At 43.5% G+C, this 14,150-nt stretch carries 15 protein-coding genes; 13 read left to right on the forward strand and 2 right to left on the reverse strand.

Going from position 1 to position 14,150, the window contains the following annotated elements; all coding sequences use genetic code 11:
• Positions 1 to 24: 24 nt before the first annotated feature.
• Positions 25 to 1,071, reverse strand: a complete 1,047-nt coding sequence (locus P0M28_RS00435; RefSeq protein WP_302207369.1) for a P-loop NTPase family protein — start codon at positions 1,069 to 1,071, stop codon at positions 25 to 27.
• Between the two features lie 207 nt (positions 1,072 to 1,278).
• Between P0M28_RS00435 and P0M28_RS00440 the strand changes: the two genes are divergently transcribed.
• The 8 genes from P0M28_RS00440 (at position 1,279) to P0M28_RS00475 (ending at position 8,866) form a co-directional block, all read left to right on the forward strand.
• Positions 1,279 to 2,280, forward strand: a complete 1,002-nt coding sequence (locus P0M28_RS00440; protein WP_302207370.1) for a DUF2490 domain-containing protein — start codon at positions 1,279 to 1,281, stop codon at positions 2,278 to 2,280.
• 300 nt (positions 2,281 to 2,580) lie between these two features.
• Positions 2,581 to 3,207, forward strand: coding sequence for a DUF6624 domain-containing protein (locus tag P0M28_RS00445; protein WP_302207371.1), 627 nt, complete (start codon positions 2,581 to 2,583; stop codon positions 3,205 to 3,207).
• A 141-nt stretch (positions 3,208 to 3,348) separates the two neighbouring features.
• Entirely contained in the window at positions 3,349 to 3,879 is a 531-nt protein-coding gene (locus P0M28_RS00450; protein ID WP_302207372.1) for a Crp/Fnr family transcriptional regulator, read from the forward strand.
• A 59-nt stretch (positions 3,880 to 3,938) separates the two neighbouring features.
• Positions 3,939 to 4,814 carry an N-acyl homoserine lactonase family protein gene (locus P0M28_RS00455; RefSeq protein ID WP_302207373.1) on the forward strand — a complete coding sequence of 292 codons (876 nt, stop codon included), beginning with the start codon at positions 3,939 to 3,941 and terminating at the stop codon, positions 4,812 to 4,814.
• 216 nt (positions 4,815 to 5,030) lie between these two features.
• Entirely contained in the window at positions 5,031 to 6,080 is a 1,050-nt protein-coding gene (locus P0M28_RS00460) for an aminoglycoside phosphotransferase/kinase family protein (RefSeq protein WP_302207374.1), read from the forward strand.
• 116 nt (positions 6,081 to 6,196) lie between these two features.
• On the forward strand, positions 6,197 to 7,045 hold the full coding sequence (locus P0M28_RS00465) for an HAD-IIA family hydrolase (protein WP_302207375.1): 849 nt from the start codon (positions 6,197 to 6,199) through the stop codon (positions 7,043 to 7,045).
• A 296-nt stretch (positions 7,046 to 7,341) separates the two neighbouring features.
• Positions 7,342 to 8,133: a carbonic anhydrase gene (locus tag P0M28_RS00470; protein WP_302207376.1), complete on the forward strand. Its 792-nt coding sequence runs from the start codon at positions 7,342 to 7,344 to the stop codon at positions 8,131 to 8,133.
• A 37-nt stretch (positions 8,134 to 8,170) separates the two neighbouring features.
• Positions 8,171 to 8,866, forward strand: a complete 696-nt coding sequence (locus P0M28_RS00475; RefSeq protein ID WP_302207377.1) for a DUF2490 domain-containing protein — start codon at positions 8,171 to 8,173, stop codon at positions 8,864 to 8,866.
• Between the two features lie 182 nt (positions 8,867 to 9,048).
• Here the strand turns inward: P0M28_RS00475 and P0M28_RS00480 are convergent, their stop codons facing one another.
• Positions 9,049 to 10,404: an amylo-alpha-1,6-glucosidase gene (locus tag P0M28_RS00480; protein WP_302207378.1), complete on the reverse strand. Its 1,356-nt coding sequence runs from the start codon at positions 10,402 to 10,404 to the stop codon at positions 9,049 to 9,051.
• A gap of 239 nt (positions 10,405 to 10,643) precedes the next feature.
• On the opposite strand from P0M28_RS00480, the gene P0M28_RS00485 reads away from it, so the two are divergent.
• From P0M28_RS00485 to P0M28_RS00505, 5 genes are all read left to right on the forward strand, one after another.
• Positions 10,644 to 11,420 (forward strand): SDR family NAD(P)-dependent oxidoreductase, encoded by a 777-nt coding sequence (locus P0M28_RS00485; protein WP_302210953.1) that lies wholly within the window; start codon positions 10,644 to 10,646, stop codon positions 11,418 to 11,420.
• A 154-nt stretch (positions 11,421 to 11,574) separates the two neighbouring features.
• Positions 11,575 to 11,886, forward strand: coding sequence for a putative quinol monooxygenase (locus tag P0M28_RS00490; RefSeq protein WP_302207379.1), 312 nt, complete (start codon positions 11,575 to 11,577; stop codon positions 11,884 to 11,886).
• Positions 11,887 to 11,941: 55 nt separating this feature from the next.
• Complete coding sequence (locus P0M28_RS00495) at positions 11,942 to 12,796, forward strand: fumarylacetoacetate hydrolase family protein (RefSeq protein ID WP_302207380.1); 855 nt, start codon at positions 11,942 to 11,944, stop codon at positions 12,794 to 12,796.
• Positions 12,797 to 12,870: 74 nt separating this feature from the next.
• A complete protein-coding gene (locus tag P0M28_RS00500) occupies positions 12,871 to 13,203 on the forward strand; it encodes an L-rhamnose mutarotase (RefSeq protein WP_302207381.1) in 333 nt (110 codons plus the stop codon).
• A gap of 134 nt (positions 13,204 to 13,337) precedes the next feature.
• Entirely contained in the window at positions 13,338 to 14,123 is a 786-nt protein-coding gene (locus P0M28_RS00505; protein ID WP_302207382.1) for an L-fucose dehydrogenase, read from the forward strand.
• The last annotated feature ends 27 nt before the right edge of the window (positions 14,124 to 14,150 follow it).

The following is a 14,150-nucleotide window of genomic DNA, read 5'->3' on the forward strand; positions in this document are numbered from 1 at the left end:
CATGTACTTTCGGTTTTTATTAGTTCATTGGGCAATGCGAAGTTGAGCGCGAGCTATCACTTCCTTGGCCCCCTCTCCAGTAAGGTCTTCCAGATTGTAGACTGGTACCGAGCTATGCCCCTTCACTTCTTTTACTAACAACGGACTAGCGGTAAACATACCACATAGGGCTGTCGGAGTAATACCCCACCCTTCAAGAGTCTGTATTCCTTGGATGGCAGCCAAGCTATCGCCAGCGGAGAAGATCACTTCATCTACCGTGTTCATAAAGCGATGGTTGGTCATCAGCATCTTGGTTTCCCGCTGAATAATCCCGTCGGCAATTTCTATAACCACGTAGTCGGGTTGCTTTTCTAGCGTAAGACGAATTAATGATTCATACAGGTTAAGCAGTTCGGTTTCGGAGCAGAGGTAGGTAGAGGGGTAGCCAAAATAGCTAAAGTCAGTAGAAATATCGGCACCCAAGTCGTAGGCTAGATCCGCATCTTTGGTATAAACCGTTCCGGTAAGTTTAACGTAGGCCACTTTCTTTTCCTGCTTTTTCAATCCGTGAACCAAGTAAGCTGCCGAAGTGGTTTTGCCACTGTCCATTGAGGAGCCTACCGATAAAATTACTTTCGTACGAGAAGCACTCGCTCCCGAGAATGTGTGCATTTGCTCGGCTTTCAATTGCTTGGTATTAATTACCTCTCCGGCAGCATCGGTAGCGTACCCTACTATCTGTAAGCAAGTAGGGCCAACCCGGTGAAATTTGCTGTGCATACTGTGTACCTGCCCTACGGTTCCGCCCCCACCCAAGATGTGAAACTCTTGTTGCACGGTGTCCGGCACGTAGCCTTCAAACTGGCCGGTAGCGTAGCGGGTACCAAAGGCGGCCATAATCCGGTCGCCCGGCATCAGCGAGACGTTACGTCGGGCAGATGATTGCATTTTGGTGTGTTTTCCAATGCTGAGGACTTCAAAGATGGCTACATCGCCTACCTGCGGTACGTAGTATTGAGGGCGAGCGGTATCTACTTGATATGTGTTTACATCAGAGCAAATAAATGATTGTTTAATGCGCGTTTCCATAGGAGTTTAATTTTAATTAGTTATGCGATTTTTTTGTTGTGATTGATGCGATCTAAATTGCTTTAGATGCCCCTATGTCGCAGTGCATCGATCAAACGTAACTGCCTTCCAGAAAAAAAATCAAAATTTTTCAGATCTACTTTTTTTCCTTCTCTACTGGTTACACTCGCTCACCTTTCCACGACCTTGCTCAAACCTTTATTTATCATGGCACGACGAACTACATCACTCGCTATTATTTCCGGACTCAGCATAGGCATTATAAGTACGCTACCTTTTACTGCCGAAGCGCAGTACCGCGGGGTACGCTTCAACGTAAGGGTTCAAAAGAACTTTGAGTTGAAAAACGAACAGGAAATCTCTTTTCAGCAGCACCTGCAAATCACCCCTGATTTTATAGAAGGCGGTATTATTGAAACCGATGATCCTGACTTTCAGGAGATTGATTTTATTGACCCTGTTTTTCTTCCCGAAGAGGAAGATGACGACTGGGATGATGAGCAAGACGAGAAATGGGAAGAGGACAACGACAACGAGTGGGGTGATGATGGCGACGACGACAGGTGGGATGATGAAGAAGACGACTGGGACGATGAAGAGAACACAGTGCCACCGGGGGGAGGAGTGGCTGGCACCCCCACAACCACCGAACCAATAGTAGATGAAATGCTTCGCGAACCCGACCGCATTGAGCTAGGCTTTCGGGGAGCTAGTAGTGTAACGCATCGCCTTCCGCTATCCGAAAACTTTGATTTAACCAATGGGTACACTTACTTCATCCGACCTAACCGCATCAACACCCACCGTATCCATACTGATTTATTTTACGGCCAACGGATCTTTGAACGCCGCTTTACTTATTCTTCCCGCTTACGTCTGCAACATAGTGCCGGAGAAATTAAGCGCGACATTCGCGTGAGCAGCTACGCTCGCCTAAACTCCCAACTACGACTACGCGGAAAGGTATCCCCCTTTATACGCGCTGAGATCCTGTACCGGATTCGCCTTCAACGACGCGATAGTGAATTTAATCGGGTACGGGCTGCTGTGGGTACCGATTTTCGGATTAGCCGCCGCCACCGCATCCGCTGTGTTTACGACTTTCAACGTCGCTTTAACCGCTCCAATCCTGAGAACTCCAGCGTGCTCAGTTTTGAGTACCGCTTCCGCTTTGCCGATAGCCGAATGGATCGCTGGGAAGAGGATTAAATTTACTTTTATTAGAGTAATGCTTTCAGACAAGTAATCCCTCTCATTTGCTAACCATTAGAAACGCTAAACTAAATCCGAAAAGGTATTCTTGAATAGTAAAACGTTTACAAACGGGAGTAATCATCGATAAATACTTAGATTCTTATTAACGGTTCGGCAGAGCATAATGATGTGAATTATAATAAAAGCTGTTTTAATTATGTTTTTTCAAAAAAAATCTGCTAGATCAACGTGGGTGTATAGAAAATATACGCAATATTGCGTATATCCAAAAGTTGGCAATAATTACAAAAAAACATGAAAAGATTCATTTTAGTAATAACGATTGGGGTTTTCTCATCATTATGTTACAGCCAAAGCGCACAACCCAATAAGAAAGAATTAGACACATTAAAAACTAAACTCGAGACTCTTTTTATGGAAGACCAACTTTTCAGAAGACTATACCAAGATGCTGAAAAGAAATTTGGACAGGATTCTGCCGAAATGGAATACTTCTGGAAAGTTGTTGAAGAACAAGATGATAGAATCGAATTAGAATTTATTGCGATAATTGAAAAATACGGGTGGCTTGGAATTAGTGAAGTTGGTAGATTAGCTAATACCGCTCAATTTAGCATAATGCAACATAGTTCGATAGAGACTAAAAAAAAGTATGCGCCATTAATGAAAGAATCTGTTTTAATTAACGAATCGCAACCAGTACAGTACGCAAGATTAATTGACAGAATGCTTGTTAATGATAATAAACCACAAATTTATGGCTCACAAATAACCCAAGATGAGACTGGAAATTCGATTTTCTTTGAAATTGAAAAACCTGAATTAATCAATAAACGCAGAAAAGAAATTGGTTTAGACGGAATTGAAAATTTTGCAAAACAAAGACAAATTGAATGGAATGTTGTCCAAAAAGAAAAATAACTATTGCCAATAATGGCTATAAGTAATTGCTTTTTCTCGCCTACCTCTGAAAATCCTCGCATATTTTCAATTTGGTGTGTGCTTGCAGAATTAAGTGCTAAACCCACGCGACTACTCGTAGCCGAGACCGTAAAGCTCTAAATGATTAACAAATCCGAAATACTGGAAAAGCATTTTAACTTACAAGAGCTGCGCGCCGGAGAATACTTCGTAAAGGAAGGGCAATATTCCAAGCATATCGGGTATGTAGAGGCTGGATTGCTTCACTCCTACCAGATAGATCGGACAGGCGATACAGTTACTACCAATTTTTTTCTACCAGAGGCATTTTGTGGTTCATTTTTCAGTTTTTACCGCCATGCCCCGGCATTAGATTCTGTAAAAGCAATTACGGAGGCTCGCATTCATACGATTGGATATGATCAACTACAAGCCTTGTTTCGGGAAGATTTGGGCATCAATCAACTGGGGCGACTGGCTATAGAAGAGGTGTGTATTGAAAAAGACATCAGGCTTACCAAAATGCTGAAGCTTGATGCCAAAGACCGTTACCTGTGGTTTATCAAAGAATATCCGGCTGTTGTTGAGAAGTCCCCTCTAAAATTCATTGCTAGCTACCTGGGCATGAAGCCCGAATCATTGAGCAGAATCAGAAGAGAGTTAATTTCCTAACATAGGTCAATCCAAAGTCCGGTTTATTCTAAGTTCTTTGTGTCATAAAAAATACTGTTATGACACACACATTATCAAAACCAATAAGATTTAAAGAAGGAGACGGTGCGCTTCACGGCTTTACCACGGGCAGGGTTAAGGTCAAATCCAAATTCAGAACTGCCCAAGGCAATGCATTTACCTCCAAGATTAACTTTCTTCTGGATCGCCAATTTACAGAATATATGCCGATTATGGTTTGGGTACTCGACCACCCGGAAGGAGTATTTGTTGTTGATACGGGAGAAAATGCCAAAGTGAGTAATCAGGGGTACTTTAAAAAAGAAGGCCCTTTGGCAAACTACATCAACACCAAATCATTCATCTTTGACGTTGAACCCGAGGAGGAAATAGGCCCCCAATTAAAAAGACTTGGCTACAGTGAAAGCAGCATAAAAAGCGTGGTTCTTACCCACTTGCACCTTGACCACTTCGACGGCCTACATTATTTTGAGACTACCGATATTGTGATCAATCAGCTAGAGTGGGAAAAACCTAGCTTCGCCCTGCCCAGTTTATACCCTGAGTGGTTTTCGCCAAGTACGGTTCAGCTAAAAGAAGCCAGTGACCGTCATTTCAAGCACTCCCTCCCGTTGGTTGCATCTGGCGAGATAAAACTAGTCCACACTCCAGGACATACTGTTGGACATTGCTCAGTACTGGTAAAAACTGCTGATATGCATTACTTGCTAGCCGGGGATATCACTTACAATCAGCATCAATTGCAAAACAATATTTACGCTGGCGGACATCAAAGCTTTAGGCTTTCCGGAAGTACCTATCAGGCAGTTAGAGAGTACGCCTCAAAAAACAAACTCGTATACCTTCCATCCCACGATAATCAGGCATTGGATAGGATACAGAACGATACATATTTAACGACCGGGCTTCGTTAATGAATGAAATATAAGGGCGAACAAGACTAACTTACTCCTATATCGTAGCCCACTTACGGAGTGTAGTTAGGAAAGAAGAAAACACAAGCCTTTTTTTGTATAAAAAATAACAAGCGGAAGCGAAGCAGAAATTGTAACAATTTATTCGTCACTACTACTAGAATCTTTGTAAATAGCATCAGAACATAGTAGTCCCGATAAATTGTCTGCAAAGAAATGAGGTTTATAAACTTTGAAAATATTATTAGAGATGCGTGGGAAGAGTACGACCCCTCCCGCAATGTAATTTCAGTCACTGATATTAGTGCTAGGGTTTCTACCAACCACGTATTTCGGGTAAAACTGGAAAACAACGATGCAGTTATTGCCAAACTTTCGTACTTCGGTTACTACGAGCACTTTGTGGAAGACCACACCCTTATTAATGCCCTGGCAAATAACCTAAATGCCCCCTACCATCACTTCTTGGCACGGTCGCTGATGAAAAGAAATCATCTCTATACCTACCAGTATTCCCAGTCTAGCATTAACGTATGGGTAATATTTTACAATCCGGTAGGGGTGAAAAGGAAATTACCGCGGGTACTAAGTGAACTTCAGATTAGGCGGCTGGGACAAGAGGTAGCCAAATTTCATCGAGCGTGCTTCAAGCTCAAGAATATTCTGCCCGATTGGTCTAAAACTATGGCGATTGATATTGAGCAGTTGCGTAAAATCTTAGACTCAGATGATGGTCAATTTGAGCACCGTATGCATATCAAAAGCATTCACCAACAATGCGATACCCTCTTTGAAAACATGCAGGAGTTGGGAGCCTATGATCTACCCGCTATTCCGGTATTTGTAGATTGGAATATCGGTAACTTTTCGGTAGATGAAGACTTTAACTTTTACTCTCGTTGGGATTACGACTGGTTTCGGATGAGTTCGCGAGTAATGGACTTTTATTTTTTTAGCCGGGTTTGTTCCTCCATCGGCGATCAAACGAGCTTTAGCTACCTGATTGACCCCTTGATGGAAGAGCGTTTTCTGTGGTTTTTGGAAGAATATCATCAAGTGTATCCGCTGTCGCGCGTAGAAATATTATTTATGAAAGAAGCCTACCGGTTCTTCATTCTGAACTACGTGATTAAAGACGGTCGGTACTTCTTCCACGAAATTTATGCCTCTCGTTTGCAGCAAGAAGCTCATTCGGTGTATTTTCCTGAGCTAGACCAGAAGTTCAGTGCAGATAAAATCTTGGCTAAACTGGGGTTGAGTGAGTGAACGGAGATTATTTTCGATACATCGTTTTTCCAAACTTGAACCTCGTAAAATTGCTAATTGCTAATTACCCTCAATTCTCGCTTTCAGCATTTTTATTAACTTCTTAATTTTCCCAAATGGATATTCAGTTATTTAAGTCTATTGCCGACCAATATAAAGTCATATTTTTTGATGCGTTTGGAGTGCTAAAAAATTACGAGGGATTGATCGATGGGGTTGAAGAAACGATGAATTATTTGCACGAGCGAAACATAGGGTTTTATGTGCTTACCAACGATGCCTCGCGTAGCCCGGCTGAACTTTGCAACAGCTTTCAACAGTTGGGTCTTACGGATATTACCGCAGATAAGATTATCTCTTCGGGTATGCTGGCCCGCGAGTATCTGGGCTATAAAGTAAAGCAAGGAACCGTAGCCTACTTAGGCACACCTGAATCTGCCCACTACCTGGAAAGCCTAGCGTTGAAAACAATTTCTATCAAAAATCTAGAGTTAGCTCAGGCCGAAGAGATTGAGGCGGTAGTGTTTATGGATGATGAGGGCTTCGATTGGAGTGAAGACCTTAACAAATTACTCAACTTACTACGTCGCCGCAATATTCCGGTTGTGGTTGCCAACTCTGATCATACCTATCCGGTGTCCAAAAGCCGAATTGCCATTGCCATTGGCGCCATTGCCGATATGGTAGAGAATCTCATTGGTAAGCGCTTTCTGCGGTTTGGCAAGCCCGACGCTCAAATGTTTGTTTTCGCCTACGATCATGTGCAACCTTTTCACCCCACTGATAAAAGTGAAGTACTAATGGTTGGCGATACGCTAGAAACCGATATTATCGGGGGCAATAAGTTTGGACTAGACACTGTACTCGTACTCTCAGGAAACACAGCTCCGCATCAAGCTGAACAAGCCATTCTCTCTACCGGAATCACCCCAACGTACGTATGTGACTCCATTGCCATTACGTAATTCTCTCTAGAGCATGGTTGTACCCTGGTTTAACTGCAAATAATGTAGCAGCGATACTTAACATCTCTGACGTATTCTTGAGCAAGGGAGTAAGACGTAAACCAAGATATTTCTAATCATATTTTCTAGAACTTAAACGCATCACACCCCGTTGCATTAATAGTCAATGTACACTAAGAATTTTTAAAAGCTGATTGACACATTTTTCCAAAATTGGTAGATACCTGAAACAGAAATAGTAGGTTTTAGGTGTAAGCCTCAACACATTTACCGTTTACAACATTTTTTTATTACACATGAAAAAGTTACCATTCATCGCCTCTATTGCTGCAGCATTCATACTTTTTTCCTTGGCAGGCTACGCCCAGCAAACCGCTAAAATTACTAATTTACTGGAATTGGAAGAAGGCCAATATTTCGCCGACCGAGATAGTGCCTACCTTGATCCGTACTATGGCTTGAAAAAATTGATCTACGGAAATAGGCGCTTTGCTGAAAATAAGAGTATTAAGCCTCGTCAAACTGATGCTGACCTTAAAAATAACGAACTAGGCCAAAAGCCCTTCGCTACTATTATTGGTTGCGCGGATAGCCGGGTTCCCAACGAAATTATTTTCGATCAAGGGGTTGGAGATTTGTTTATCACTCGTACTGCTGGGCAGGTGATGGCCGAGGCGTCCTACGGAACGATTGAGTACTCTTCTGAGGTGCTAAATACTAAGCTGATTGTGGTACTAGGACACGAATCATGCGGAGCGGTGCAGGCGGCTATGCAGCTCCCAGAAAATCCTCCTGGCCACGTAGTCACGCTTATTAACGCCATTAAACCAGCTTCACTGGTTGCCAAAAGAGCCAATGTAGGGGAAGAGGAATCTCTAAATTTAGCTATCCGACAGAACGTACTAGAACAAGTTAATTTACTAAGAGGGTTAGAACCCGTGCTGAGCCGAAGCTTTGAGAAAGGTAATCTTCTAATTGTTGGGGCGGTTTACAACCTAAGCACCGGTGAAGTAGAATTTCTTGAAGAAACCGTTACCAGCTTACCAAAATTTGCCCAAAACCAAGAACCAGCCAAAGCAGAGAAGTAAGTTCACTTCGCCAACATAGCTTTATTGATTTAGAATCATGCGAAAAATACTGCTGGCAGGAATACTGATATTCCTGAACCTATTGGGCTACGCACAAGGTGGTCCCGATGAAGATCAACTGGGTGCTTGGTATATGTACTTTTTTAACAAACGCTTCGGCGAAAGCCAATTCGGAATACAAGGTGATTATCAGTTTCGGTTTTGGAACTTAGGAGGGGATCTGGAACAGATACTCTTGAGAACCGGGGCAACGTACCGTCCGAAAAATGCTGATATACTATTCACCCTAGGCTACGCAAATATTACCACGGGTACCCCGGGTGAGAGTACTAGCCGGACGAATGAAAATCGGATTTATCAGGAAGCATTGTTTTCTCAAAGAATTGGTAGCCGATTTCTACTTACCCATCGGATACGGTACGAGCAGCGATGGGTAGCAGATCAAGATTTACGGACTCGGTATCGGTATAATTTGTTCGTGAATGTGCCCCTCAATAATACTGATTTGGCTAAACGTACGGTTTATCTAGCACTCTATAACGAAATATTTATCAACGGACAAACTGATGTTGGCGACGGCCTAACAGTACAATTTTTTGACCGAAACCGTACTTACTTAGGAGTTGGTTACGGATTACTGGATAACTTGAGGATGCAGGTTGGCTGGATGAAGCAAACCACGGCTAATTGGAGTAAAGGGCAAGCCCAGCTAAGCCTACACCATAATTTTTAGGCAGTAAGTGAGATCATAAAGATGCTATTTTCGGTTCCAGATGATTTCATGTGGTGAGAGAGACTTGCAAAGTTTGTGATGATCGTATCGCTCTTAATCATAAGAAGAGTAAACTTCGTACGTCTTTCTCATAATGACCAAAGGAACTTAAACCACACAGATTCCCCTGTAACCTTATTTTCTTACTCTTTCAGTTCTTCTTGTAGAAAATCAATACATAACGCCGCTGACCAAGAGAAGCGATGGCTACCGTAACCCTGCTTTTCTTTTCCTACCACATCTTTAATAGGATCAAAGTATTCGTAGAAGCCGTAGTGGCTAATTAGCTCTAACGATTCTTGCTTAAGCTGCTCAGCTAAATCAGCAAACCCGTAGTGCTTCAGTCCGTGATGTAGCATCCAGTTCATGTTGATCCATACCGGACCACGCCAGTACTTTTTAGGGTTGAATTTTGGACTTGTCGGGTTGTATGATGGGCATAGATACTTATTTTGATCAACCGAACCGCTAAATGATTCGCTTAACAAACGGTCAACAATTTGCTGCGCTTGCTCTTGGCTAGGAATATGGGCGTATACCGGAATCAAACCTGATGAAGCTTGCATCTCAATGCGCTCATCGTTGTGTAAATCGTACGCATCGTAGATACCTGTTTCGGAATTCCACAGCTTTTCGTTCATCGACTTTATCGATAGCTCGTTCCACTCCATCAACTGATCAATGCCTTCACCGATTAACGCTGCTAGCTCAATTAGTGCTTGGTTAGATTTTACCAAAATGCAGTTGAACAGCGGATCTTGAATTACAAACGGGCAACGCTCTAAAATAGCTTCTTCGTTATAATCGCATTTGCGGTAGATATCAATTAGATGAATGTAGCGATTGTAATCGTAGTCAGTCGGGCGGTGTTCGGCATGACCGTTATCCAAATCTTTGCGTTTATATGGCGGGATTTTGATTTTATCAAAGGTAATTCGCTCCATCGGAGTATCCCAGGTTGGCGAGTTATCGGTACCCGACTCCCAGGGGTGGCGGATATAGACCAACCCTTCGTTAAACGGATCGCGATGATCGTAGAAGTAATGGTGCATCTTCAGGATTTTCGGAAACATCTCCTTCACAAAATTCAGTGCCCGTTGCTTGTCCTGAGCATTATTATAAATGTGCTGGAGCACAAATCCATGTACCGGAGGCATGGTGATTCCTGAGGTCTTTTTATTTTCGGGAGCATTGAACGACCGCCACGTTTCCCAAAAATCGGAACTCGGAAAATAGTTATAGTCAAACTCCGGGTTGAAAATAATCTGCGGAACCATACCGTTCTTCCACTGTCCGCTAAACAGCGAACGGAGCTCCGACTCAGCCCGATCCATATGGTAGTGAGAATAGCCAATCGCAATAAATCCCGCATCCCAGTTCCACTGATGAGGGTATAGGTTAGGAGCCGGCTTGGTGAACATACCCGTCCAGTTTCCGGCTAAAATATCTTTTGCTTCGGCTACTAGCGTTTTAGAATCTATCAATTCTGTAGTATACATAGTCTTCTTTCGTTTATTACATTGTAGGCAAGTAGTTATCTAACTGACGCTACTACGCTACAATTGTTTGGCAATGGTCTCAGTTTTGCGTTTACCTGACACTTTTTAGTTTTTTCAATCCAATTTAACATAAATGATACCAACTTATTTGCAATAAATTGTATTCTACAGTATAAACTCACTTCAATATTATTTGTAGCTTTGGCAGTAACTAAGTCAACTTAACTGAATCTATGCCTATTTTTGATTTGTCTGAACAGGTTGCCGTTATCACCGGCGGGGGGAAAGGAATTGGTCAGAGTATTGCCGAAGTGTTTGCCAAGCAGGGATCTGAAGTCCATATTCTGGAAATTGATAGGGCAAGTGGGCAAGAAACCCAAATGAAAATAGAGCAGGCGGGTGGCCAAGCTTCGGTGCACGCTTGCGATATTTCTCAGCAGGCTGAGGTAGTAGCGGTAGCTGAGCGAATCTTTCAGCAAAGTGGCTCGATCGATATTTGGGTAAACAACGCCGGAATTGCCCACATCGGCAACGTAGAATCTACCACTGAGGAGGATTTTGATCGTATTTATGCCGTCAACATCAAAGGGGTGTACAACGGTATGCGTGCCTGTGTACCTTTAATGAAGCAGCAAAAAGGTGGGGTTATCTTAAACTTAGCCTCAGTGGCCTCAGTGCTGGGTATCTCCGATCGCTTCGCTTACTCTACCAGTAAGGGTGCCGTACTTACCATGACTCTTTCGGTGGCCAAAGACTACGTAAAAGACAATATTCGCTGCAATTGTATTGGCCCGGGGCGGGTACATACTCCCTTTGTCGACGGTTTTCTAGAGAAAAACTATCCGGGGCAAGAAGCCGAGATGTTTGAAAAGCTTTCCCAAACCCAACCCATTGGCCGAATGGGAAAACCTGAAGAAATTGCTCATTTAGCGCTATATCTTTGTTCCCAGGAAGCGGGCTTTATCACCGGAAGCTTTTATCCGATTGACGGTGGGTTTATTACCCTAAACAGTTGACAGAGTAGGAAGTACTGACTGATAATTGCAGACATAGCGCAGATGAGTAATGATTAGTAAGCAGTGTAAACAGAAGGGAAGGAAGAAGTGTAAACTGTGGTCTATCGACCGTCGTCTGTTGACCAAAAATCAGCAGCAATTTAGCCATTGAACCATGAACAAATACGGACTACACGGAAAACTAACCGCGACGGGAGGCAAGGGAGAACAACTGGCTACTATTCTGCTGGAGGCATCCCGTTTGGTTGCTTCAGCAAAAGGTTGTCACCTTTATTTAGTTAGTCAGGATCAAGCTCATCCAGACGACGTGTGGATTACCGAGGTTTGGGATAGCAAAGAAGACCACGATCATTCTTTAAAAGATGAAAAGGTGCGAGCACTGATTACCCAAGCCATGCCACTACTAGCCGGAAAGCCCGAGAAAGGGCAAGTGCTTGATGTTCTGGGGGGAGCTGGCATATCTTAAACTAACTTAATTTTACACTTTTTATCATAACCAACTTCACACACTACCAAACACTATGAAACTATTCCGATTTGGAAACCCTACTTCTGAAAAACCCGGTATCAACTACCAAGGAAAGAATTTAAACGTCCAAGCTTTCGGGGAAGATTATACTCCCACATTTTTTGCCAACGATGGATTAAACCGCTTGCAGAACTGGCTGAACGATAACGCGGATAGCTGCCCCGAAGTAAGTGATACTGAGCGAATGGCTCCTCCCCTAGTACAGTCAGGGAAAATTATTTGTGTAGGTTTGAACTATAGAGACCACGCCTCAGAAAGTAAGATGGAGCTTCCAAAAGAACCCATCATTTTCTTTAAAGCTACGTCAGCCATTGTTGGGCCTAACGATGATTTAGTTATTCCTAAAGGCAGTGAAAAAACCGACTGGGAAGTAGAACTCGCCGTAGTAATCGGCAAAAAAGCGTCTTACGTTTCCGAGAGTGAAGCGATGAACTACGTAGCTGGTTATATGGTGCACAACGACTACAGTGAGCGGGCTTACCAGTTGGAACGCTCGGGGCAGTGGGTAAAAGGAAAAAGCTGCGACACTTTTGCTCCTATCGGCCCTTACTTAGTTACTAAAGATGAGATTGAAGATGTGCACAACTTAAATCTTTGGCTCAAAGTAAACGGAGAAACCAAGCAACAAGGCACTACGGCTGACTTGATTTTTAATGTGCCCCATCTGATAAGCTATTTGAGTCAATTTATGAGCTTACAGCCCGGTGATATTATTTCTACGGGAACCCCAGCCGGAGTAGGCTTAGGCTTTGATCCTCCAATATTCTTAAAAGCCGGCGATGTGGTAGAACTTGGCATTGATGGCCTGGGCAGTTCTCGCCAAGAAGCAGAAGCATACCAAGGATAAAAGTTAACAGTCCATAGCCGACGGTCCAGCACGAGGTAACTGTGGACTGTCGGCTATGGACTGTGGACTAAATTATGAAAGACTACGCGCAAACCGTTAACCTTAAGAACGACCCGGAGGTAATTCGTGAGTACGAAAAGCACCACGCTGCCGTTTGGCCCGAAGTGCTCTCGGCTCTGAAAGAAGTAGGGGTTATTGATATGAAGATTTATCGGTTGGGTCGCCGCCTGTTTATGTTTATGCAAACTGAAGATGATTTTGATCTGAACGTAGATATGCCTCGCTACCTTGCATTACACCCGAGGTGTCGGGAGTGGGAAAGCTTAATGGGAACATTTCAGGAAAAAGTGCCCGAAGCCCAACCTCACGAAAAATGGGCCATTATGAAAAAAATATTTGAATTCTAAGCCCTGTGAAGGCAAGAGGATCAGATACCGACTGATTTACTAAAATTTTCCGTATTCTTTTCTTCGTTTTCCAATGACAATCAAAAATTTGTAATTTTCTAGTTTACAATCAGCCATTTAACGATTTACTTCTTATGGATTTACACCTTGCTAATAAAGTAATAGTTGTTACGGGCGGAGCCAGTGGTATTGGTGAAGCTATTGTACGAGGAGCCGCTCAGGAAGGTGCTATTCCCGTGATAGTCAACCGAAGGCTCGAGCGGGGCGAGAAACTAGTTGCCGAACTCAAGCAGGCCGGATACCAATGCCTCTTCGTTCAGGCTGACCTAAGTGAGATTGATCAGTGCCAACGAGCTGTTCAAGAGACAGTCGACCAACTAGGGCGATTGGATGTGCTGGTTAATAATGCCGGAATAAACGATGGTGTTGGCTTGGAAAGTGGTTTTCCTGAGGCGTTTATGCAGTCGTTACAAAACAACTTACAGCATTACTACTCATTGGCGCATTACGCCCTACCCTACCTGAAAAAAGCGAGAGGAAATATTATTAACATCAGCTCTAAAACGGCAGTAACTGGGCAAGGAGGCACATCGGCCTACGTTGCAGCTAAAGGTGCTCAACTAGCCCTGACCCGCGAGTGGGCCACCGAGCTACTCCCTCACGGAATCCGAGTGAATGCGGTACTTCCGGCGGAGGTGCTTACTCCTATGTACGAAACTTGGTTGAACAGCTTGGCCAATCCAAACGAAAAGAAAGCACAAATAGAGCAGCGTATTCCCCTGGATCAACGCATGACTACTGCTCAGGAGATTGCCGATACGGTACTGTTTCTGGCTTCTGATCGCTCCTCCCATACCACTGGTCAACTTCTCTTTCCCGATGGTGGCTACACGCATCTGGATCGGGCGATTCATTCCTAGACTACGCGCAATTAGTTATGTAGGTTC

This window comes from Tunicatimonas pelagia, assembly GCF_030506325.1.
GTDB lineage: Bacteria > Bacteroidota > Bacteroidia > Cytophagales > Cyclobacteriaceae > Tunicatimonas > Tunicatimonas pelagia.